Origin of the sequence: Paraburkholderia dipogonis, from assembly GCF_046027395.1 — a bacterium.
Taxonomy (GTDB): Bacteria; Pseudomonadota; Gammaproteobacteria; order Burkholderiales; family Burkholderiaceae; genus Paraburkholderia; species Paraburkholderia dipogonis_A.
Window position 1 is genome coordinate 1 of record NZ_JAQQEG010000018.1, and the last position, 22,168, is coordinate 22,168.

Genomic DNA, 22,168 nt, shown 5'->3' on the forward strand with positions numbered 1-22,168 from the left:
GTCGGGCGGCGCGACGCGGCCCGGGGCTGGGCGGGGGGCCCCGATTCGTTGTGTTTAATTAGCCGGGGCGGACGACAGGCAGGTCTTCATGAACGCCTTGCGGTCATCACCCTTCTTGCCGGTGGCTTGCACGTTGCACGCCTTCATCTTGTCCTGCTGGCTCATCGGCGCAGCGGCGGCCGGCTTGGCGGACAGGCAGGTCTTCATGAACGCCTTGCGGTCGTCGCCCTTCTTGTCGCCGGCCTGCTTGTTACAGTCGGCCATTTTGGTTTGCTGGCTGTTCTGTGCGAACACCGGCGAAGAAACGAGGACAGCGCCCAGCACCAGCGTAGCGATAGCGGATTGGATTTTCATGTGACACTCCATCGGTGGTGAAAACGTTTTTGGTCGTTCATGCGCGCGGGCGTCAACGGTGTCCAGGACCCTCGGCACGTCCATTATGGCAAATGCTGTCTGCCAGAACGGCCAAAAGCGTATTCCGGTTGACAGGTGCTCACGCTGGTTTTCCCTTACGTGGCGGGGATTGACGCCGGATTGGAGTATGAAATGGCGAATGGCGCGAGCGTGGAATGATGTTATGCATTCCAGATTAAATGCATGAAGCGAATTCAAACGAATTAGGACTCTGCCATTCGATAAGATCGATGAAAAATTCAACCATGCTTTGCGCATTGCTGCACTTGCAATTGAATTGTAATTCGGCATGAAATTCCATCACCCAACATATGGGTAATATTGACCAGAATGCATGCTGCCTCGTTGCGTCGCTGGTCTGCACTTACACCGGCCAAGGAGGCTCGCCATGCACTATCTATTGATGTACGACCTGGTGTCCGACTACCTCGAGCGGCGCGCCGCGTATCGCGATGAGCATCTGAAACTCGCGTGGGCCGCCACGGAACGCGGCGAATTGTTGCTGGCCGGCGCGCTGGCCGAGCCCACGGACACCGCCATGCTGCTCTTTCAAGGCGACTCTGCCGCTGCCGCCGAAGCCTTTGCCAAGGCCGATCCGTATGTCCTTGCCGGTCTCGTGACACGCTGGCGCGTGCGGGAATGGACGACGGTGGTGGGCGAGGGCGCGGCGAAACCAGTGCGCTGAAATCGGGTCTATCGGTTGTATCGGTGGAGTATCGAGCGGCGAAACCAGTCGCTTACGTAACGCTTCCGCGCCGGTCAGGCCGCGCGATCTCCTCGGCATTGATGCACTGCACATAGCGTGTTCAGCACTGCTTCCCGCGCTTCAGTGGATCGGTCAAAGCCGAGCCAAAATGCATCGAAATCCTGTGCCGGACACGCGGCGGATTCATAAAAGCTATTCGCTTGTGTTGCCTGCTTGTTGTGCGATGCAATAGCGTCATTTCGCTGCCGAAAACGCCGGGACTTTTGTGACGGCATTGCGAGAAAAGACGCAGCAAAAAGGACAAGTTTGTTTCTATCCGTAACACTTGTCTCATTGATATTCACGGAAACCCTGGGGATGGTATGCTTCGTGCACAAATTCTCCCATGCACGAGTGAGACCACGTTCTGTGCTTCGCAATAGGGACAAACCGCACTAAGTCAGGGCGGTATTGACCAGCCAACAGGACGTACAAAACATATTTGTGCAACCGAGGCCTGCACACGGGTCGTGAAAGTTGAATCCGTGGCAGTCCAAAGCCGTGGCCCGGCCAGGCTGCGTGGAGAAAACCCAATGTTTTTCGATGAGCTAAGCAATGACGAATGGGCGCTGCTGGCAGCGCTTGTTTCAGATGAGCCGGCCGTCCGTCTAAACCGACGCGGCCGGCCCCGCGCCGAACCACGTATCGTGGCGAATGCCGTCCTGTGGATTCTGACAACCGGCGAACCCTGGTCCAAACTGCCAGGCCGCTATCCGTCGGGTCCGACTTGCCGGCGCCGTTTTGAAGAGTGGCAGTTGAACGGCACGCTCCTTGAGATGGTTCGGCTGTTGTCTCAAACCGGGCGCACCTTTGCGTACGTCCCCCAACCGGCGCCGCCCGTCGCGGCCAAACCCGCGGCACCGGTAGCGGAAACCCCCAGCGTGCGCGACGAGCATCTGCGTGGCGTGTCCTGGAGAAGCCCCGAGTCGTGGCAAGCGCCCGGTGGCATGTCGAACAGCCTGAGTAGTTGGCGTTCGGCCGATCCGATCGCCGACATCACGCGTCAGTTGTCCGGCGTCGCGAATGTGCCGCCGGTGTCTCGTGCGCCAGCGGCACCCGTTGCAGCGCCCGCACGGCATGCCGTGCGAGCCGGCTTGCCGCGTCCGGACGAAGCGCGGGCAGTCGGTGCGGCCATGCATGGTTTGAATTCGGCCATTGCGTCGGCGCGCGGCACGCCTGCGCCTGATGATCGGCGCAGCCCGCTGTCGATGAGCCTCGCGCCACGCGGCACGGAAATCGTCGACCGGCGCGGCTATGTGATTTACGTCGCGGCTGAGCAGGTGCCGAACGCCATGTATCGGGCGTGGGCGGAAATCATGAAGGACGGCAAACGCGTCGAGCGTTCCGGCCTCGTCGGCCCGCGCTTTGCACAAGCCGAGGCGGCGGAGCAATACGCGCTCGACTGGGCACGTCAGTGGATCGAGCGGGAATGCCTCACGTTGGCGGCAGCGGCGCAATCCGCGGCTGCGGCACAAGCATCCGCTCAAGCGCCGGCTCATGTCTCAGCGAACTCTGCGCCCACGGCGGCTCGTCCGTTGCCTGCCTTGCGCCATGTGCCAGAACCGGTCGCGGCCAATCACGGCGCGCCGTTGCATGGACCGCTCAACGCGTTTCGTGGTCCGTTGCGCCGTTATCCCGGCGAACCGGCCGCTGCCACCGCAGCGACCGAGAACAGTGCATCCGATCGTTATCCGTCGTACACAGAACTCATCTCCCACGCGGGGTGAGCACAGCAGTTCCCCGCGGCCGGTAGGAGCAACCGCCGCAGGTTCCCGCTTCATTCGTTGTGACATTCGCTGTGATTCACTGGTGTTATCAGAAGGACGCCGTTCACCGACGCCCCTCATCGACGCGCGTTACTGACGTCCGTAGGTGTCGTCGAAGCGCACGATATCGTCTTCGCCGAGATACGAACCGGACTGCACCTCGATCATTTCGAGCGGCATCTTGCCCGGATTCTCGAGACGGTGGGTGACACCCAGCGGAATATAGGCCGATTCGTTTTCGGAGACGATAAAGCGCTCTTCACCGCGCGTGACGAGCGCCGTGCCGCGCACGACGATCCAATGTTCGGCGCGGTGATGATGCATTTGCAGCGAGAGGCGCGCGCCCGGTTTCACCACGATCCGTTTGACCTGGAAACGCTCGCCGGTGTCGACGGAATCGTAGTTGCCCCACGGGCGATGCACCTTGCGATGGTTGGCCGCCTCCAGTCCGCCGTCGTTGCGGATCCGGCCCACGATCTTCTTGACGTCCTGCACGCGCGACTTGTCGGCGACCAGAATGGCGTCGGCCGTTTCCACCACCACGAGATCCTGTGTGCCCACGCAGGCAATCAGGCGTCCTTCCGAATGCGCAAACGTCGAGGCCGCGCCTTCGAACATCACGCGCCCGCGCCCCACGTTCTGATCGGCGTCCTTGTCCGAGATGTCCCAGATCGCGTCCCACGAACCCACGTCGGACCAGCCCGCCTGCAACGGCACGACCACGCCCGAGGCCGCGCTTTGATCATTGCCGAGCTGCTCCATCACCGCGTAGTCGATCGAATTCGATGGCGAGGCGCTGAACGCGTCGCGTTGCAGACGGAAGAAGTCGCCGTCCGCCTTACCGCCCGCGAAGGCCGCATCGCAGGCTTCGTAAATGGCCGGCTGGAAATGGCGGATCGCCTTCAGCCAGGTCGACGCGCGCATGATGAAGATGCCGCTATTCCACCAGTACTCCTTCGATTCGATATAACGCTGCGCCAGTTCCAGATGCGGCTTCTCGACGAAGCGATCGAGCTTGTGCGCGCCGACCTTGCCGGTCACTTCCGCGCCTGCGTCCTGCGTGTCGTTAGTCGTGCCAAGCGCCGCACCAATGCGAATGTAGCCATAGCCCGTTTCCGCGCGCGTCGGCACGATACCCATCGTGACAATATGACCGGCCGCTGCATGCTGCACGCCGGCGGCCACGGCCGCATGAAATCCGTCGATGTCGGTGACCGCATGATCGGCGGGCATCACGACCATGATGCCGTCTTCGTCCTGCGCGGCGACCGAGAGGGCGGCCACGGTGAGTGCCGGCGCCGTGTCGCGGCCGGCGGGTTCGAGAATCAGCCGGGTCGGCTTGCCGCTCGTGCGCAACTGCTCGGCGGTGGTGAAGCGCTGTTCTTCATTGGCCACCACGACGAGTTGCTCGGTGAGCGGATAGCCGGCCTCGAGTCCCTCGAGACGGCGCGTGGTGGATTGCAGCAGCGAATCGTCGCCGAGCAGGCCGATGAGCTGTTTCGGATGCTGTTCGCGCGACATCGGCCACAACCGCGTGCCGGAGCCGCCCGCCAGAATCACGGGATGAACCTTGAGCTTGACGTTCAGGGACTTGACTTGCGTGAACCGGGTGTCGGCGGGCGTGGCCGTAACCGGAGCTGTCATGATGGACTCCTCGAGGCTGGGTGAATGCGTCGAGTTTTATCACGAACTCAGGAATCAATAAAAGCGTGTTAAATAGAAACTATATAAAACGCCTAATAAATTTCGCCATTTCGTGAAGAAAAAATGTCCGGATAATTTTTTAAAAAGAAAAATTACCCGAAAAAAATCACGGGCCATTTTTTTACCGCCGTTCATGCCTCAGAATGACGGCGGAAGGCGCGGCGTAAGCTTCGTAGGAAAAGGCTCAGAAAGCACCACACTGGCTTACGGCAAGGCTCACAAGATGCCTGTCAAACGCCAAATTCGGTAACAATTGCCGAACAAAATTCAGAAAAAATGCCGAAGCATTGACCGATACAATTTGAGATATTTTGCGGTCTTGCAGTGGGAATTTTAATATCGCTTTATCTATACCTGAACAAGGGTATTCACTCATTCCGACACAGGTTTCCCAATTCGGCTGTTCAGGCAGTTTTTTCGAGTGGGAAGCAGAAGGGCAATTAGCACCGGTTCAAACAGTTACGCGTCGCGCATGGATTTGCATGACGCGGTTTCCGGCGTTGTACGTCCCGTCGCCGGATTGAATTTCAACCAACCAACGGATGGCACTTGACTGACGAACTGAGGGGCAGCGCATGCTGAGCGTTCTATCGAGAATCATCGACATCGCCATGGTCGCGCTCGGCGCCGCCATCGCGGCGGCCGTGCACAGCGGGAAAGTGGTGTGGCTGGACGATATGCAAAGCGTCTCGCTCGCGTTCGATTGCCTGCTGGTGGTGGTGTTTTTCCCCGCGCTCGGGATCTATCAGTCGTGGCGCGGCAAGCCGCTGTACGACCTGCTGTGCCGCGTGGCGGGCGGCTGGCTGCTGGTGGAAGTCACCGGTGTGCTGATCAGCTTCAGCCTGCACCGCTCGGACAGCCTGTCGCGGCTGTGGCTCGTCTATTGGGCCATGGCCACGATCGTGCTGCTGATCGTCACCAAGGTGATCGTCTATTCGATTCTGCGCGGACTGCGCCGCGAAGGCTTCAATCAGCGCGCGGTGGCGATCGTCGGCGGTGCGCCGTATGGGCGCTTTCTGATCCAGCAGATGCGCAGCCGTCCGGACGCGGGCTTCTCGCCGGTCGTGGTGTTCGATGAAGACAGCACGATCAACCACTACGAAGACCCGGATGCGGGCGAGGTGATCGAAGGCGTACCGGTCGAACGCGACTATCAGCGCATGCTGCATCTCGTGCGCCAGCGCGCGATCCGCGAGCTGTGGCTGGCGCTGCCGATCTCGAAGGAGAAAGCGATCCATCGCTTCGTGATGGACCTGCGCAACGACTTCGTGAACATCCGCTTCATTCCGGACGTGCGCAGCCTGACGCTGTTCAATCAGCCGATGGTCGATCTGCTCGGCGTGCCGGCGATCAACCTGGCCGCCTCGCCGATCACCGATCTGCGCGTGCTGCCCAAGCGCGTGTTCGATCGTCTGTTCGCGCTGGCCGCGTTGACCGCGCTCGCGCCGGTGATGCTGGTGATTGCCGCCGCGGTGAAGATCAACTCGCCGGGCCCCGTGTTCTTCCGGCAGAAGCGCAAGGGCATCGACGGCAATCAGTTCGAAATCTACAAGTTCCGCTCGATGAAGATGCACAAGGAAGAGCACGGCAAGATCACCCAGGCCACACGCCGCGATCCGCGCATCACCGCGGTCGGCGCGTTCCTGCGGCGCACCAGTCTCGACGAACTGCCGCAGTTCATCAACGTGCTGCGCGGCGAGATGTCGGTGGTCGGCCCGCGTCCGCATGCGCTCGAGCACGACGACATCTACAAGGATCTGGTGAAGGGCTACATGCACCGCTACCGGATCAAGCCGGGCATCACCGGGTGGGCGCAGATCAACGGCTATCGCGGCGAAACCGACCGCATCGAAAAGATGATGGGCCGCGTCAAGCTCGATCTGTACTACATGCAGCACTGGACCTTCTGGCTCGACATCAAGATCGTCGTGCTGACGCTGTGGAAGGGTTTCGTGGGCAGCAACGCTTATTGACGGCCCCCACCTGTCGCTTCGCGCCAGCCCCCCCGTGGGGGGAGCAAGAAAACTTGGGGCGGCCCGGCGTTTTCTTGCCGGCTTCGTTCACGCGCTAAGCGACTTATTTTGTTGAACTCCATTTGCGAGGTGTAATACATGAACCTGACGATCATCGGTAGTGGCTACGTAGGCCTCGTGACGGGCGCATGTCTGGCCGACATCGGCCACGATGTGTTCTGTCTCGACGTCGATCAGCGCAAGATCGACGTGCTCAACAACGGCGGCGTGCCGATCCATGAACCGGGTCTGCAGGAGATCATCGCGCGCAATCGCAAGGCCGGCCGCCTGAAGTTCTCGACCGACGTCGAAGCCGCCGTCGCGCACGGCGATATCCAGTTCATCGCGGTCGGCACGCCGTCCGACGAAGACGGCTCCGCCGACCTGCAATACGTGCTCGCCGCCGCGCGCAACATCGGCCGCCATATGACGGGCTTCAAGGTGATCGTCGACAAATCGACGGTGCCCGTCGGCACGGCCTCGCGCGTGCGCGAGGTGATCGCCGCCGAACTCGCCGAACGCAACGCCGCGCACATGTTCTCGGTGGTGTCGAACCCCGAGTTCCTCAAGGAAGGCGCGGCGGTGGAAGACTTCACGCGGCCCGATCGCATCGTGCTCGGTTGCGACGAGGACGTGCCGGGCGAGAAAGCGCGTGACCTGATGAAGCGTCTCTACGCGCCGTTCAACCGCAATCGCGAACGCACGCTGTACATGGACGTGCGCTCGGCCGAATTCACCAAGTACGCGGCCAACGCCATGCTCGCCACGCGCATTTCGTATATGAACGAACTCGCGAATCTGGCCGATCGCGTCGGCGCGGATATCGAGGCCGTGCGTCGCGGCATCGGTTCCGATCCGCGTATCGGCTATGACTTCCTGTATGCCGGTTGCGGCTACGGCGGCTCGTGCTTCCCGAAGGACGTGCAGGCGCTGATCCGCACGGCCGCCGATCACAAGGCGAATCTGCGCATTCTCGAAGCGGTCGAAGCGGTCAACGACACGCAGAAGAAAGTGCTCGCGCACAAGATCGTCTCGCGTCTCGGCGAAGACCTGTCGGACCGCACCTTCGGTGTGTGGGGCCTTGCGTTCAAGCCGAACACCGACGACATGCGCGAGGCGCCGAGCCGTCCGCTGATCGCCGAACTGCTGCGCCGCGGCGCGCGCGTGAAAGCGTACGACCCGGTCGCGATCGACGAATCGAAGCGTGTGTTCGCGCTGGACCTGAAGGACGTGCCGCAACAGCACGCGCGCCTCGAGTTCGTGAAGGAAGAGATGGATGCTGCTGAAGGCGCCGACGCGCTGGTGATTCTCACCGAGTGGAAGGTGTTCAAGAGCCCGGACTTCGACTCGCTCAAGCGGATCCTCAAGACGCCGCTGATTTTCGACGGCCGCAACCTGTACGAACCGGACGCGCTGCTCGAACTCGGAATCGAGTATCACGCGATCGGCCGGCAACACGCGCTGCGCAACGCACCGGCGAAGATCGGCACGAACGGCTTGCCGCTCGCGCAGGAAGAAACGGCGGATGCTGTTGAAGCCGGCCGCTGATCCGCTGCTCACGCACTGATTAGCCGTCACCACGCGCCTCATCACGGAGCCCGCCATGTTCGCCAACGTTCTGATCGTTTGCCACGCCAACGTCTGCCGTTCGCCCGCCGCCGAAATGCTGTTCAAGGCCCGGCAACGCGCGGCGTCGCGTTCGCAGGCAGCGCCGATCGCGTTTCATTCGGCGGGCTTGCGGGCGATGAACGGCCACGCCATGGACCCGGTCATGCAACGCCTGCTCGCCGAGCAGGGCGTTGCCTCGGGCATCCACTACTCGCGGCGTCTCGACCGGCAACTCGTGCGCAACGCCGATCTGGTGCTGGTCACCGAGCGCGCGCAGGTGAGCGACGTCGAAGCGCTCGATCCGGCCTCGCGCGGCAAGGTCTATCCGCTCGGCAAGTGGGAAGCGGATTCCGACGTCGCCGATCCGCACGGCGGTGCGGAAACCGCTTATAGGGAGAGTCTCGTGCTCATCGAACATCTGGTCATGGGATGGCTGAAGAAAATATGCTGATGAAAAAACTCGCTGCAAACTCAATTGCGAACTGCAAGTCGACGAGTTTCAAGTCGAAACTCGCCGCCACGCTTTTGCTGACGTCCTTTCTGTCGGCCTGCGCCACCGCACCTGGCAACTACCTCGATACGTCCCGTCTGAAAGACGACGGCCAGCACGACAGCCAGCCCGCCGAAACCTATCCGGTCCATGTGATCGATGCCGCCGTCGTGACCGCGCAGGCGCAGGCCGCCGCCGCGAAGACCCAGGTGCTGCCGACCTCGACCCTGAGCGACCCGTCGCAGTACGTGTACCGGCTCTCGCCGCAGGACATTCTCGGCATCACCGTGTGGGACCACCCTGAATTGACCACGCCGCAGGGCAGCACGCTGTCGGCGGGCGGCAACACCACGCAGTCGATCGGCGGCGCCTTGCAGCAGCCGTACACGGCCGCGCTGCCGGGGCAAGCCGATCCGTACGGCCAGACCATCGCCGCAGACGGTACGATCTTTTTCCCGTTCGTCGGCCGTATTCGGGCCGCCGGCAAAACCGTCGGCGAGTTGCGCGATCAGTTGAGCTCAGGCCTCGTGCGCTATATCCGCAATCCGCAGGTCGACGTGCGCGTGCTGTCGTACCGCGGCCAGAAGGTTCAGGTGACCGGCGAAGTGAAGACGCCAGGCCCGCTCGCCGTGAGCGACGTGCCGCTCACGCTGGTCGACGCGATCACGCGCTCGGGCGGCACGAACGCGGACGCCGACATTCAGCGCGTACGTCTCACGCGCAACAACAAGCTCTACGTACTCGACGCCGACCGTATGCTCGATCGCGGCGACACCACGCAGAACGTGATGCTGCAGAACGGCGACGTGATCAACGTGCCGGACCGCACCGACAGCCGCGTCTTCGTGATGGGTGAGGTGAAGACGCCGATCCTGTTGCCGATCATCAAAGGCCGCATGACGATCGCCGACGCGCTCACGCAAGGCGGCGGCATTCTCGATACCGACGCCAATCCGCGCCAGATCTTCGTGATGCGCGGCATGAAGGATCACCCGACCACGCCGGACGTGTACCGCCTCGACATGACGCAGCCGGACGCCATCATGCTGTCCTCGCAGTTCCAGTTGCAGCCGCTGGATGTCGTGTATGTGGGCACCGCCGCGTCGACCACCTTCAACCGTGTGTTGCAGCAGGTGTTGCCGAGTGTGCAGACGTTGTTCTACCTGAAACAGTTGACGCGTTGATCGTCGTAACCGCAGTCTGAGCCGTCGTCAGGCCCCGCGCCGCGCCGTCCGTGATGGACGCGGCGCGGGACCGAAGCAAATACCGCTGTAACCGATACGGGAAGCGAATTGTGAGCAACCAAATCTCTCCACACATGGCCGGTCCGATCAAGACCGAAGAAGAGGACGTCGTCCTCGGACAACTGGTGCAGGTGATCCTCGACGACATCTGGTGGCTCATCGCCATCGCCGCCGTGATCGTCGGGATCGCCGGCGCCTATTGTTTTCTCGCCAAGCCGATCTATTCGGCCGATGCGCATGTGCGGGTCGAGCAATCGGACAACACGTCGCAGGCGCTCACGCAGACGCAGACCGGCGCGGCGATCACCACCGGCTCGACCTCGCTGCCGACCGACGCCGAGATCGAAATCATCAAGAGCCGCGGCGTGGTCGGCCCGGTTGTGCAGCAACTTAAGCTGAACTTCAGCGTCACGCCGAAGACGTTGCCGCTGCTCGGCAGCATCGCCGCGCGCATGGCCACGCCAGGGCAGCCGGCGCGCCCGTGGCTCGGTTTGTCGTCGTATGCATGGGGCGGTGAAGAGGCCGACGTCGATTCGATCGACGTGATCCCCGCGCTGGAAGGTCAGAAACTGACCATGAAGGCGATCGACGACCAGCACTACAGCCTGTACGCCGAGAACGGCTCGCTACTGCTGCACGGCCAGGTCGGCCAGCAGGAGCAGGGCGGCGGCGTGACCATCATGGTCAACAAACTGGTGGCGCGGCCGGGCGAGGAATTCACGGTGATGCGCGCCAACGACCTCGACGCGATCTCCGCGTTCCAGTCGGCCATCACGGTGCAGGAGCAGGGCAAGCAGACCGGCGTGATCCAGATCTCGCTGGAAGACAAGAGCCCCGAGCATGCCGCGCTGGTCGCCAACGCGCTCGCGCAGTCGTATGTGCGCCAGCACGTGCTGAACAAGCAGGCCGACGCCAGCAAGATGCTCGACTTCCTGAAGAGCGAAGAGCCGCGCCTGAAGTCTGATCTGGAGCGCGCCGAGGCCGCCCTGACCGCATATCAACGCCAGTCTGGCTCGATCAACGCGAGCGACGAGGCCAAGGTGTACCTCGAAGGCAGCGTGCAGTACGAGCAGCAGATTGCCGGACTGCGCCTGCAGATGGCGCAACTCACCGAGCGTTATGGCGACGACCATCCGATGCTCGTGGCCGCGCGTGAGCAGATGGCCGAATTGCAGGCGCAGCGCACCAAATACGCCGACCGCTTCCGCGATCTGCCGGCCACCGAAGTGAAGGCCGTGCAGTTGCAGCGTGACGCGAAGGTGGCGGAAGACATCTACGTGCTGCTGCTCAATCGCGTGCAGGAGTTGTCGGTGCAGAAGGCCGGCACCGGCGGCAACGTCCATATCGTCGACGCCGCGCTGCGTCCGGGCGTGCCGGTCAAGCCGAAGAAGGCGCTGATCCTGTCGGCGGCGGTGATTCTCGGGCTGATCGCGGGCACCGGCTTCGTGTTCCTGCGCCGCAATATGTTCAAGGGCATCGACGATCCCGATCACATCGAGCGCGCGTTCCATCTGCCGGTGTTCGGCCTTGTGCCGTTGAGCGCCGAACAGGGCGTGCTCGAAGCCAGCTTCCAGCGCGGCGGCGAACGTCTGCGCTCGGTGCTCGCGAACGCGCGTCCGAAGGATGTCACGGTTGAAAGCCTGCGCAGCCTGCGCACCTCCATGCAGTTCACGCTGATGGACGCGAAGAATCGCATCGTCATGCTGACCGGTCCGATGGCTGGTGTCGGCAAGAGCTTCCTGACGGTGAACCTGGCGGTGCTGCTCGCGAATTCCGGCAAGCGCGTGCTGATGATCGACGGCGACATGCGCCGCGGCGTGCTCGAACGCTATCTGGGCGGTGCGCCGGATAACGGCCTGTCCGAATTGCTGAGCGGCCAGATCTCGCTGGAAGAAGCGATCCGCAGCTCGAACGTGGATGGCCTGAGCTTCATCTCGTGCGGCCGCCGTCCGCCGAATCCGTCGGAACTGCTGATGTCGCCGCGCCTGCCGCAGTACCTCGAAGGCCTCGCCAAGCGCTACGACGTGATCATGATCGACACGCCGCCGGTGCTGGCCGTGACCGATGCGTCGATCATCGGCGCGTATGCCGGCTCGACCTTCTTCGTGATGCGCTCGGGCGTGCACAGCGAAGGCGAGATCAACGATGCGTTGAAGCGTCTGCGCGCGGCCGGCGTGCACGTGCAGGGCGGCATTTTCAACGGCATGCCGGCGCGCTCGCGCGGCGGCTACGACCGTGGCTACGCGGCGGTTCAGGAATACCTGAGCACCTGAGCCGGCGGATTTGCGGATGCATTCCGAAGCTCGCGCAACGACGATTAAAAAGGACATCACGATGAAAGTGACGGTACTGGTTCCGACTTACCGCCGCCCGGCCGATCTGGCGCGCTGCCTCGCGGCGCTGCAACGGCAGTCGCGGCTGCCTGACGAAGTGGTGGTGGTGGCGCGCGCCGACGACGAAGCGACCCACGCGTGCCTGCGCGATCCGGCCGTGCCGGGCGCGCTGCCGCTCTCGGTGGCGCTGGTCGAGGTGCCCGGTCAGGTCGCGGCCTTGAATCGCGGCCTCGACGCGGCGCAGGGCGACGTGATCGCGATCACCGACGATGACGCCGCTCCGCACGCCGACTGGGTCGAGCGCATCGCGGCCGCGTTTTCCGGCGACGCGCGCCTCGGCGCGCGCGGCGGACGCGACTGGGTGCACGAGAAAGGCCGCGTGCTGGACGGCGAGCGGCCGCTGGTGGGCAAGGTCACGGCGCACGGCAAGATCATCGGCAATCATCATCTGGGCGTCGGTGGCGCGCGCGAAGTCGACATTCTGAAGGGCGCGAATATGAGCTACCGCCGCGAGGCGGTGCGCACGATCCGCTTCGACGCGCGCCTGCGCGGCGCCGGCGCGCAGGTCCACAACGACATGGCCTTCAGCCTCGCCGTGAAGAACGCCGGCTGGAAGCTGATGTACGACCCGCGCGTGGCGGTCGATCACTTTCCCGCCGAGCGTTTCGACGACGACCGGCGCGACGCGCAAACCATGGCGGCCTTGCGCAACGCCGCCTTCAACTTCCATCTGATCCTGCGCGACCAGTTGCCGCCGCTGCACCGCGAAACCGCCTGGTGGTGGTGGGCGCTGGTCGGCACGCGGGTCTACCCCGGCCTCACGCATGCGGCGCTCGCGCTGCTCTCGAAGCAGGCCGGCCTGAAGCTGACGCGCTGGCGCGCCGTGCGCGGAGGCGCGCACGAGGCGCGTCGTGCGCTGTCACGCGCCGCGTGATCACCACGCCCCGCGCTACGTCCCGCATGTTCGCGCATCGGCGCACGGCCCGCGCCAGGGCCGCCGATGCCCCTTTCCACCGGCAGAGCGGAGTGTCTGCATGAGTACGAAAGTTCACGTTCATCTGTTTTACGGCGCCGACCCGCGCTTTTATCGACAGGGCGACGACATTGGTTGTCTGTACGGCTATCACCACGCGGAATCCGACGCGTTCAAGCTCACCTATTCGCAGGACGCCCGCGAAGGCAAGCCGGTGCGTTTGCTGCGCCGCGCGCTGAAGGCGGCGCTCGGATTCGATTTCATTCATACGTGGCGCAACCGCGCCGAGATGCTGCGCTCGGACGTGATCTGGACGCATACCGAACAGGAATGGCTTTCCGCGGCTCTCATGCTGCTGCTGAGCGGCCGCAAGGCAGGTGCTGATGCTTCGCCCTTGCTGCTCGCGCAAAGCGTGTGGCTGCTCGATAAATGGCCTTCCTACGGCATTGTGCGCAGCTGGCTGTATCGTAAGCTGATGACGCGCGCCGATCAGCTCACCACGCTCGCCAGCGAGAACGCCGAACTGTGCCAGCGATATTTCGATCGCGACGCCAAGCCGCTGCTGTACGGCCTGAACACGCGCGACTTTCCGGTCAGGACGCCGACCGAATGGACGCCGCACACGCCGATCCGCATCGCCGCGATCGGCAACGACCGCGACCGTGATTGGGAGACGCTCATCAAGGCGTTCGGCAACGACGCGCGCTACACGGTGAAGCTCGCGACACGGCGGCGGATTCCCGCGTCGCTGCGCGCGCCGAACGTCGAGATCGCGCTGTTCTCCGGCATCAGGAAGCAACACGAACTGTACGATTGGGCCGACGTGATCGTCGTGCCTTTGCGGCCGAATTCGCACGCCTCGGGCATCACCGTGATGCTCGAAGCAGCGGCGGTCGGCAAGCCAATGGTGGTCACCGATGTCGGCGCTTTGCAGGATTATTTTCCGGCGGGCGAGGCGTTCTATATCCCGCCGTTCAATCCGCAGGCGTTGCGCGAGGCGGTCGGCCAGCTCGCCGCCGCGCCGCTGGACGCGCTGCGCCAGGCACAAGCTGCCGCCGCCGGCCTGCTGTCGCGCGATCTGACCACGCAGCACTATGCGATGCAGCACGTGCGGATCACGCAGGAGATGCTGCGGGCGAGGGCCGCGTCGCGCGCGCGCTCGGCGGCCGGCAAGTCGACGGCGGCGGGCGTGTCCGAGTCCGAGCGGCCGGCGCGCCAGTCGCGCGGAGGACTCTGAACGATGTCGACGATTGCGCGAAGCGCCGATAGCGTGAACGGCACCGGGCGGGCGTCGTCCCGCGGCCGCAAGGAATGGCTGCCGGAGGCTTTGCTGTGGTTCGTCACGACGCTGCTGATCGGCGCGCATCAGGGCACCGTGCTCACGCTCGCGTTTCCGGTGCTCGCGATCCTGACGGGCCTGTGGCTCTACTTCAAGAGTCCGGCGCGCTACATCGGCTACATGTGGTGGCTGTGGTTCCTGAGCCCGGAAGTGCGGCGTCTGGCCGACTGGTCCAAGGGCTCGTTCACGCCGACCAGCCTGATCCAGGTCGCGCCGCTCGCGGTGACGATGATCAGCGCGCTGTCGCTCCTGCGCTACTACAAACTGCTGGCGCAACGGCGCGGCCTGCCGGTGCTGCTGATCCTGCTCGGGCTCGTCTACGCGTTCCTGGTTGGCGTGATGTCGAGCGGTCCGCTCGCGGCCACCTACGACCTCGCAAACTGGCTGTATCCGATCCTGATCGGCTTTCACATCATGGCGAACACGCGCCAGTATCCGCAGTACCGCGACACCATCGTCAATACGTTCATCTGGGGCATGCTGGTGATGGGCGGCTACGGTCTCGTGCAATTTTTCATCATGCCGCAATGGGACGCGCTGTGGATGCTCGGCTCGCAGATGAACTCGCAAGGCGACCCCGTGCCGATGGGCGTGCGCGTGTTCAGCACGATGAACTCGTCGGGACCGTTCGCGTTCGCGATGATGGGCGCGATGGTGTTCGTCATGGCGGCCACGCATCGGGTGCGCTGGGTCGCCGCGGCGCTGGGCTTTTTCGCGTTCGCGTTGAGCCTCGTGCGCTCGACATGGGGCGGTTGGGTCATCGCACTGCTGATCCAGCTCGTCAAATCGAACAACAAGGTGCGGGTGCGCATTGTCGCGAGTGCGGTGCTGCTGGCCGGGCTGTGCGTGCCGCTGCTGGCGGTCGGCCCGGTGGCCGAACGGATGCAGGCGCGCCTGACCACCATCGTCAACCTGAACGACGACCAGAGCTACGCCGCGCGTAACGAGTTCTACGCGACCTTCGCCAAAACGGCCTTTACCGACGTGTCCGGCGAAGGCATGGGCGCCACCGGCACCTCCACCAAGCTCTCGAACGACGGCGGCCAGCTCGGCCAGTACGGCAACTTCGACAGCGGCGTGATGAACATTCCATTCGTGCTCGGCTGGCCAGGCACGCTGCTTTACATGTCCGGAATCATCTGGCTGGTGACGCGCGCGGTGCTCGCGTCGTTCAAGCTGCGCAACGACAAATTTGTCTCCGCCTGCATGAGCCTGAGCCTCGCGACCTTCGCGATGCTGGTGTTCACCAATTCGCTGGTCGGCACGGGCGGACTGCTGCTTTTCATGAGTGTTTTTTCGATCCTTTCCGCGGTTCATTACGAAAAGATAAACCGCAGACGTACGCTATTTCTCCACGGAGGCACTGATTGAGAGTCGCCATTGTCACGCACGTCGTGCGCCATAACGACGGCCAGGGGCGCGTCAACCACGAGATCGCGCGCGCGGCCCTCGACGAGAACATCGGCGTCACGCTGGTCGCCTCGCACGTCGCGCCGGATCTGCTCGCGCATCCGAACGTCCGCTGGGTGCCGGTGAAAATCGGCCGCTGGTGGCCGACCAATCTGCTGCGCCAGCAGGTGTTCGCGTTCAGGAGCGCGATGTGGCTGCGCGCGCATCGCCGCGAATACGACGTGCTGCACGTGAACGGCTTCATCACGTGGATGCCCGCCGACGTCAACACCTCGCACTTCGTGCATAGCGGCTGGTTCGGCAGCAAGTACTACCCGTTCGGGCTCACCAAGGGCGTGTGGTCCGCGTATCAGTCGGTCTACACGCGCTGCAATGCGCTGCTCGAACGCTGGGCCTACCGGCGCTCGAAGGTGATCACGGCGGTGTCGCAAAAGGTCGCCGACGAAATCCATGCGATCGGCCTCACGCCCGATAACCGTATCGACGTGATCTACAACGGCGTGGATACACAAGGCTTCGCCGCGGCTACGGGCGACCGCGAGAAATTCGGTTTGCCGAAGGACGCGTTTTTGCTGCTGTTCGTCGGCGACCTGCGCACACCGCGCAAGAACCTCGGCACCGTGCTCGCCGCGCTCAAACATTTGCCCGAGCACGTGCAGATCGCAGTCGCCGGCTTCCTGCCGGGCAGTCCGTATCCGGAACAAGCGAAGGCGCTCGGCATTGCGCATCGCGTGCATTTTCTCGGTCTCGTGAAAGAGATGCCGGTGCTGATGCATTCGGTCGACGCCTTCGTGTTTCCGTCGCGCTATGAAGCGATGAGCCTGTCGCTGCTCGAAGCGATGGCGGCGGGCTTGCCGGTGGTCACGGCGCGCACCGCGGGCGGCGCTGAGATCATCACGCCGGAATGCGGCATCGTGCTCGACGATCCGGACGATCCGAAGGCGCTGGCCCGCGCGGTCGCGCGCCTCGCCGAGAACCACGTCGAGCGCCGCGCCATGGGCGTTGCCGCCAACGAACTTGCGACCGGCTTCGGCTGGGCGCGCATGGCCGCGCAGTACATCGCGCTGTATCGCCAACTCGCAGGACAGCAGAAGAACCGCCGGAAAAGCGAGGCGGAAGCATCAGCGGTCGCCAAGACCGACGCGCTGACGCTGAACACGCTGGCCGGCCAGAAGAGCGCGGAATGACGTTGCGGGTTTCACTAACTCGCCTGATGCATTCATCGCTCAACCATCACAACTCTCAAAACGCACAGGGGTCACAACCATGACGACGAGCTCTATCAAATCGCTGCAGATCGGGATGCACTGGTTCCCCGAGCGCGCGGGCGGCCTCGACCGCATGTACTACTCGCTGGTCGGCGCATTGCCGGGCGCGGGCGTCGCGGTGCGCGGCGTGGTGGCCGGCTCGCCCAAAGTGGCCGCCGACACCGGTGGCGCGATCAACGGCTTCGGCTCGGCCGCGCAATCGCTGCCGTTGCGGCTGATGGCGGCACGCCGCGCGCTGCGGCAGGAAATCAGCACGTCGCGCCCCGACGTGATTTCGTCGCACTTCGCGCTCTACACATTTCCTGGGCTGGATGTGACGCGCGGCATTCCGCAGGTCTCGCACTTTCAGGGACCATGGGCCGACGAGAGTCACGTGGAGGGCGCCGATTCGCTCGGCCAGCGCGCCAAGCGCTATCTGGAGCAATCGGTCTATGCGCGCTCGTCGCGGCTGATCGTGTTGTCGGAGGCGTTCGGCAAGATTCTGACCTCGCGCTATCGCATCGCGCCGGACCGCGTGCGCGTGGTGCCTGGTTGCGTCGACGTCGAGCAATTCAATCTGCCGATCTCGCCCGCCGAAGCGCGTCTGAAGCTGCAGTTGCCGCAAGACCGGCCGATCGTGCTGGCGGTGCGGCGGCTGGTGCGCCGCATGGGTCTCGAGGATCTGATCGACGCGGTGAAGCTGCTCAAGCGCAGCGCGCCGGACGTGCTGCTGCTGATCGCGGGCAAGGGAAGGCTCGAAGGCGAACTGCAGGCGCGCATCACCGAGGCGGGTCTCGAGGACAACGTCAAGCTGCTGGGTTTCGTCCCCGACCAACATCTGGCGGCGCTGTATCGCGCGGCGAATATCAGCGTCGTGCCGACGGTGGCGCTGGAAGGCTTTGGCCTCATCACGGTCGAATCGCTGGCTTCGGGCACGCCGGTGCTGGTGACGCCGGTCGGTGGCTTGCCGGAAGCGGTGGCGGGATTGTCACCGAATCTGGTGCTGCCGGAGACGGGCGCGAAGGCCATCGCGGACGGACTCGCCGGGGCGCTCAACGGCACGCTGAAATTGCCCGATGCCGATGCGTGCCGCCGCTATGCGCGCGAGAACTTCGATAACTCGGTGATCGCGAAGCGGGTGGCGTCGGTGTATAGCGAGGCGATCGCGGCGCGTGGGATGCACTGAGTAAAACCCGCGGCAGGCTGAAATAAAAAAACGCGGAGCTTCGATCATTGCGATCAGGCTCCGCGTTTTTTTGCACTGAAGATACGCGAGCGCCGCCGCGTATTTTCATGGAAAGGGATCAGAACGTCTCGTGATGCTCATTACGTCCGAGATCCGCATGAACCATCATGTGGCACAACTGCTCCAGCGTGGTTTCCGGCTTCCAGCCGAGTTTTTCGTGAGCCTTGTCGGCGCAGCCGATCAGCAGGTCCACTTCGGCCGGGCGGTAGAACTTCGGATTCACGCGCACCAGCGTCTTGCCGGTGGCGACATCGATACCGGATTCGCGCTCTTCCTTGCCCGACCATTCGAGCTGATAGCCCGCTGCCGCGAACGCCATGCGCACGAAATCGCGGACCGTTTCAGTGCGGCCGGTGGCGAGCACGAAGGTGTCCGGTTCGTCGGCTTGCAGCATGCGCCACATGCCTTCCACGTATTCGAGCGCGAAGCCCCAGTCGCGCTTGGCGCTCAGGTTGCCGAGTTCGAGCACGTCCTGCTTGCCGAGCTTGATCTTGGCGACGGTGTCGGTGATCTTGCGGGTGACGAATTCGCGGCCACGCAGCGGCGATTCGTGATTGAACAGAATCCCGCTGCTCGCAAAGAGGCCATACGACTCGCGATAGTTGATCGTCGACCAGTGCGCGAACAGCTTGGCGACGCCATACGGGCTGCGCGGATAGAAGGGCGTGTCCTCGCGTTGCGGAACGGCCTGCACGAGGCCGAACATTTCCGATGTCGACGCCTGGTAGTAACGCGTCTTCGGATTCAGAATGCGGATGCCTTCGAGCAGATTCAGCGCGCCGATGCCGGTCACTTCGGCGGTGGTCACCGGCTGGTCGAACGAGACGCCCACGAAGCTCTGCGCGGCCAGGTTGTACAACTCGTCGGCTTGCGCGCCTTCGAGCAGGCGCAGCGTCGAGCCGAGGTCGGTCAGATCGTGTTCGACCAGACGCAGATTCGGATGATCGAGCACGCCGAGCTCACGCATGCGCCAGAAATTGACGGAGCTCGTGCGCCGGTAAGTGCCGGTCACGATATAGCCCTTGTCGAGCAGCAGTTTGGTCAGATAGGCGCCGTCCTGTCCGGATACGCCGGTGATGATCGCTTTGCGTGGTTGGCTCATAGCTTGCCTTCGAGATTGTTAAAAGAGAAAGAGAAAAAGCAGTCGCGCCGGCTAGGGCGCATTTCATCGGCACACTCGGAAGCGCATCTCAGAAGCACGTTTCGCAAGCACTAACAGCATCCAGTGCACGAAACGCACTTGAAAAAGCGTTTCAGGGCGTGCCGTCCAACAGCCGCCGCACCAAGGGTTCGACGATCTGAAAATCCTGTTCGGCCTTGAGCCGGTACAAATCCGGCTTGGGATGCGCGCCGTCGGACATCAGCGTCTTCCAGTCCGGCAGACTGCTGATGTAGGCGAACTGATCGACCAGCGGCACCTGCTGCTCGGCGGCCACGCGGCGAGTCATGGCGACCATCGTCGCGAGCCGCGCGTTGAGCCGGTTGTCGGGCATCGGGTTCGCGGTCTGCAGAACCGGCTGCTTGCCGAGCGCGCGAGCGGTTTTTACGAGCGTCGTTTCGGCCGCGTAGAACTGCTCGGGCGTCTGGTTCTGCATGACTTCGTTGATGCCGTAGTTGATCAGCACGATCTGCACGGGCGAGGTGGCGAGCCGTTCCTGCCACGGCAAACCCGCCGTCGGGCCGGCGCGACGATTGCCCGTCCCGTCGCGCAATTGCGTCGCCATCGTGTTGCCGACGCCATAGTTCGTGACACGCACCCGTTCACCGTGGCGCGCCTGCAATTCGTCCTGCAGATACGACACGGCGTTTTGCGCCTGCGGACCGCAATGGCCGTCGCTGCAGGTAATGCCGAGCGTCGTCGAGTCGCCGTAGGCCTCGATCAGCACTTGCGAGCGCGGGCCCGGCGCCGCCGCGAACGCGGCTGACGCAAGCAACGATGCAACTGCGCGTACGCTTGCAGAGAGCCATACACGGCGCTTCATGCACTTCATGCGCGGCTTTGCGGCGCTTGCGGCGCGGTGCTGACGCCTCCGCCGTTGGCGGCCTGCGTCGGCGCATGCGCGTTGCCGGTCGAGCCGAAAATCAGGCGCTTCTCGAATGCGAACCACGTGATGCTGGCGTAGACGAGCGTGATCGCGAGTGCGAGCGCGGCGGTCACGAAGCGGTTCAGATGCAGCGGCCACAGCGCATACAGCACGCTCAGGTGGATCAGATAAATCGTGTAGCTGATGGTGCCGATATAGACCAGCACGGGATTGCACAGCAGCCGTTTGACGATGCCCTTGCTTTGCAGGGCGATGACCACGACGGAAGTACAAAGCACCAACGAAACGCTGTAGAGCCCGGCGTTCGAGAGCGGCGTATTGGCCGCGCGAAAGCGGGGAAAATGCAGATGCAGCCACGCGAGCACGGCCAGCGCCGCAAAAAATCCGAGCACGGCGACGCCCTTGAACGGCTCGAGTGCATCGCGGTCACGCCGCACGGCCACCGCCAGCAACGCGCCGGCTGCGAGCAGGTCCATGCGGAACGGCGTCAGGTAATAGATCGGCCAGAACGAATCGAACCAGGGCGTGGCCACTGCGCGCAGGACCGGCACCAGCAGGATCAATGCAGCCGCCACGTAGCCAAGCACGCGCTCGGGCACGAGCAGGATTACGAACGGCCAGAAAATATAGAACTGCTCTTCGACGGCGAGCGACCACAGCACATTCAGGCTGTCGTGACCGCTCTGATTGAGCGCGTCGCCGATATTGGCCGCGAAGAACGCGTACCACTGCCAGTGCTGCGCCCAGCCAAGGCCGAACAGAATCGACGACACCACCATCAGCAGCGCGTAAGGCGGCAGGATGCGGCGCGCGCGGCGTGCGTAGAAATAGCCGAAATACGATTGCTGGCGCGCTTTGCGCTCGAGCAGGATGCCGGTAATCAGAAAACCGCTCAAAACAAAAAACAGATCGACGCCCATCCACAGCGGCGCTTTCAACGCGTGCTGCGCGAATACGGCGAGCACGGCGATGGCGCGCAAGCCGTCGAGCTGCACGATGCGGCGGGAGTGGGAAGGCGCTAAGGGCAGTGCGCTGGCAGTCATGAACCGTCCATGGTGTGAAGCAGATGGGCCGGGCGAAGCATCGCGCGAGGGTTCGGGGGAACAGGCGCGCTCGCTTCGCATCGCAACGGAAGTGCAATCGATTCTAGGGAAAAGAAAATCGTGAAAAAACGGGAATGAATTGGATAAATGAATCAGATTGCAACAGGGTGTTTCGTTATCCATTCGCAATGGATTTTTATGCTTGCGTCGAACGGATGACGGGATATGTAATAAGTGCGGATCGCTCTGCTGTGCATCGGTAAGGATGGGTGCCGAGGGGCGCGCGTGGATACGCGCTATAGCCGATTTCGTTTTAATCTATTTTTAATGGGTTTCTTTCACAACGCTTAAAGCCTCGAATATTTTTGAATTATTTTCGATTTTCGTCGCGGGGTTTTTTCCGCGTAATGTGAGCCGTGCGGATTGGGTGGCCAAGGACGGCGCGTGGGCTTCGCGCATCACCCGGCTTTCGGGCGCTCGGACTCGCAGCCCCTGTCCTGTCGATACCGTCTTGCCCGCGTGCTGTCCCGCACGAATCTGTCTCACGTC

Annotated in this window: 17 protein-coding genes; 12 read left to right on the forward strand and 5 right to left on the reverse strand. The window is 63.2% G+C overall.

Translation table 11 applies throughout. The annotated features are described in order from the left end of the window. Positions 1–54: 54 nt before the first annotated feature. Positions 55–354 (reverse strand): PsiF family protein, encoded by a 300-nt coding sequence (locus PQR32_RS19175; protein ID WP_408230110.1) that lies wholly within the window; start codon positions 352–354, stop codon positions 55–57. Between the two features lie 448 nt (positions 355–802). Between PQR32_RS19175 and PQR32_RS19180 the strand changes: the two genes are divergently transcribed. Continuing rightward, on the forward strand, positions 803–1,099 hold the full coding sequence (locus tag PQR32_RS19180) for a YciI-like protein (RefSeq protein WP_408206529.1): 297 nt from the start codon (positions 803–805) through the stop codon (positions 1,097–1,099). Between the two features lie 593 nt (positions 1,100–1,692). Next, entirely contained in the window at positions 1,693–2,886 is a 1,194-nt protein-coding gene (locus PQR32_RS19185) for a DUF6566 family protein (protein WP_408230113.1), read from the forward strand. Between the two features lie 129 nt (positions 2,887–3,015). Here PQR32_RS19185 and PQR32_RS19190 read toward each other — a convergent pair whose 3' ends face one another. Next, positions 3,016–4,569, reverse strand: coding sequence for a mannose-1-phosphate guanylyltransferase/mannose-6-phosphate isomerase (locus PQR32_RS19190; RefSeq protein ID WP_408230116.1), 1,554 nt, complete (start codon positions 4,567–4,569; stop codon positions 3,016–3,018). A 635-nt stretch (positions 4,570–5,204) separates the two neighbouring features. On the opposite strand from PQR32_RS19190, the gene PQR32_RS19195 reads away from it, so the two are divergent. The 10 genes from PQR32_RS19195 to PQR32_RS19240 all read left to right on the forward strand — a co-directional run bounded on the left by PQR32_RS19195 (position 5,205) and on the right by PQR32_RS19240 (position 18,471). Beyond that, positions 5,205–6,602 carry an undecaprenyl-phosphate glucose phosphotransferase gene (locus tag PQR32_RS19195; protein WP_408230119.1) on the forward strand — a complete coding sequence of 466 codons (1,398 nt, stop codon included), beginning with the start codon at positions 5,205–5,207 and terminating at the stop codon, positions 6,600–6,602. A gap of 138 nt (positions 6,603–6,740) precedes the next feature. After that, entirely contained in the window at positions 6,741–8,189 is a 1,449-nt protein-coding gene (locus tag PQR32_RS19200) for a UDP-glucose dehydrogenase family protein (protein ID WP_408230122.1), read from the forward strand. Between the two features lie 55 nt (positions 8,190–8,244). After that, on the forward strand, positions 8,245–8,700 hold the full coding sequence (locus PQR32_RS19205) for an arsenate reductase/protein-tyrosine-phosphatase family protein (protein WP_408230125.1): 456 nt from the start codon (positions 8,245–8,247) through the stop codon (positions 8,698–8,700). Continuing rightward, on the forward strand, positions 8,694–9,923 hold the full coding sequence (locus tag PQR32_RS19210; protein WP_408230592.1) for a polysaccharide biosynthesis/export family protein: 1,230 nt from the start codon (positions 8,694–8,696) through the stop codon (positions 9,921–9,923). Before PQR32_RS19205 ends, PQR32_RS19210 begins: the two co-directional genes overlap by 7 nt. A 134-nt stretch (positions 9,924–10,057) precedes the next feature. Beyond that, positions 10,058–12,256 (forward strand): polysaccharide biosynthesis tyrosine autokinase, encoded by a 2,199-nt coding sequence (locus tag PQR32_RS19215; protein ID WP_408230595.1) that lies wholly within the window; start codon positions 10,058–10,060, stop codon positions 12,254–12,256. 61 nt (positions 12,257–12,317) lie between these two features. Next, positions 12,318–13,250, forward strand: coding sequence for a glycosyltransferase family 2 protein (locus PQR32_RS19220; RefSeq protein ID WP_408230128.1), 933 nt, complete (start codon positions 12,318–12,320; stop codon positions 13,248–13,250). Between the two features lie 100 nt (positions 13,251–13,350). Further along, positions 13,351–14,526, forward strand: a complete 1,176-nt coding sequence (locus tag PQR32_RS19225) for a glycosyltransferase (RefSeq protein ID WP_408230131.1) — start codon at positions 13,351–13,353, stop codon at positions 14,524–14,526. A gap of 3 nt (positions 14,527–14,529) precedes the next feature. Further along, the gene (locus PQR32_RS19230; protein WP_408230134.1) at positions 14,530–15,999 is read left to right on the forward strand and encodes a glucose-6-phosphate isomerase; all 1,470 of its coding nucleotides are present in this window, start codon (positions 14,530–14,532) and stop codon (positions 15,997–15,999) included. Then, positions 15,996–17,225, forward strand: a complete 1,230-nt coding sequence (locus tag PQR32_RS19235) for a glycosyltransferase family 4 protein (protein WP_408230137.1) — start codon at positions 15,996–15,998, stop codon at positions 17,223–17,225. The genes PQR32_RS19230 and PQR32_RS19235 overlap by 4 nt, the downstream gene beginning before the upstream one ends. A gap of 79 nt (positions 17,226–17,304) precedes the next feature. Beyond that, positions 17,305–18,471: a glycosyltransferase family 4 protein gene (locus PQR32_RS19240; protein WP_408230140.1), complete on the forward strand. Its 1,167-nt coding sequence runs from the start codon at positions 17,305–17,307 to the stop codon at positions 18,469–18,471. Positions 18,472–18,589: 118 nt separating this feature from the next. On the opposite strand, the gene gmd is transcribed toward PQR32_RS19240, so the two are convergent. The 3 genes from gmd to PQR32_RS19255 form a co-directional block, all read right to left on the reverse strand. Further along, positions 18,590–19,633, reverse strand: a complete 1,044-nt coding sequence (gmd, locus tag PQR32_RS19245; RefSeq protein ID WP_106307326.1) for a GDP-mannose 4,6-dehydratase — start codon at positions 19,631–19,633, stop codon at positions 18,590–18,592. 151 nt (positions 19,634–19,784) lie between these two features. Next, on the reverse strand, positions 19,785–20,513 hold the full coding sequence (locus PQR32_RS19250; RefSeq protein ID WP_408230143.1) for an SGNH/GDSL hydrolase family protein: 729 nt from the start codon (positions 20,511–20,513) through the stop codon (positions 19,785–19,787). A 5-nt stretch (positions 20,514–20,518) separates the two neighbouring features. After that, entirely contained in the window at positions 20,519–21,619 is a 1,101-nt protein-coding gene (locus PQR32_RS19255; protein ID WP_408230146.1) for an acyltransferase family protein, read from the reverse strand. Positions 21,620–22,168 lie beyond the last annotated feature (549 nt).

Excerpts from the sequence above, each read along its gene's own strand:
- PQR32_RS19230 (WP_408230134.1), top strand. The coding sequence starts at position 14,530 with ATGTCGACGATTGCGCGAAGCGCCGATAGCGTGAACGGCACCGGGCGG.
- gmd (WP_106307326.1), bottom strand. The coding sequence starts at position 19,633 with ATGAGCCAACCACGCAAAGCGATCATCACCGGCGTATCCGGACAGGAC.
- PQR32_RS19195 (WP_408230119.1), top strand. The coding sequence starts at position 5,205 with ATGCTGAGCGTTCTATCGAGAATCATCGACATCGCCATGGTCGCGCTC.
- PQR32_RS19180 (WP_408206529.1), top strand. The coding sequence starts at position 803 with ATGCACTATCTATTGATGTACGACCTGGTGTCCGACTACCTCGAGCGG.
- PQR32_RS19205 (WP_408230125.1), top strand. The coding sequence starts at position 8,245 with ATGTTCGCCAACGTTCTGATCGTTTGCCACGCCAACGTCTGCCGTTCG.
- PQR32_RS19185 (WP_408230113.1), top strand. The coding sequence starts at position 1,693 with ATGTTTTTCGATGAGCTAAGCAATGACGAATGGGCGCTGCTGGCAGCG.
- PQR32_RS19215 (WP_408230595.1), top strand. The coding sequence starts at position 10,058 with ATGGCCGGTCCGATCAAGACCGAAGAAGAGGACGTCGTCCTCGGACAA.
- PQR32_RS19200 (WP_408230122.1), top strand. The coding sequence starts at position 6,741 with ATGAACCTGACGATCATCGGTAGTGGCTACGTAGGCCTCGTGACGGGC.
- PQR32_RS19255 (WP_408230146.1), bottom strand. The coding sequence starts at position 21,619 with ATGACTGCCAGCGCACTGCCCTTAGCGCCTTCCCACTCCCGCCGCATC.
- PQR32_RS19210 (WP_408230592.1), top strand. The coding sequence starts at position 8,694 with ATGCTGATGAAAAAACTCGCTGCAAACTCAATTGCGAACTGCAAGTCG.
- PQR32_RS19220 (WP_408230128.1), top strand. The coding sequence starts at position 12,318 with ATGAAAGTGACGGTACTGGTTCCGACTTACCGCCGCCCGGCCGATCTG.
- PQR32_RS19225 (WP_408230131.1), top strand. The coding sequence starts at position 13,351 with ATGAGTACGAAAGTTCACGTTCATCTGTTTTACGGCGCCGACCCGCGC.
- PQR32_RS19190 (WP_408230116.1), bottom strand. The coding sequence starts at position 4,569 with ATGACAGCTCCGGTTACGGCCACGCCCGCCGACACCCGGTTCACGCAA.
- PQR32_RS19240 (WP_408230140.1), top strand. The coding sequence starts at position 17,305 with ATGACGACGAGCTCTATCAAATCGCTGCAGATCGGGATGCACTGGTTC.
- PQR32_RS19250 (WP_408230143.1), bottom strand. The coding sequence starts at position 20,513 with ATGAAGCGCCGTGTATGGCTCTCTGCAAGCGTACGCGCAGTTGCATCG.
- PQR32_RS19175 (WP_408230110.1), bottom strand. The coding sequence starts at position 354 with ATGAAAATCCAATCCGCTATCGCTACGCTGGTGCTGGGCGCTGTCCTC.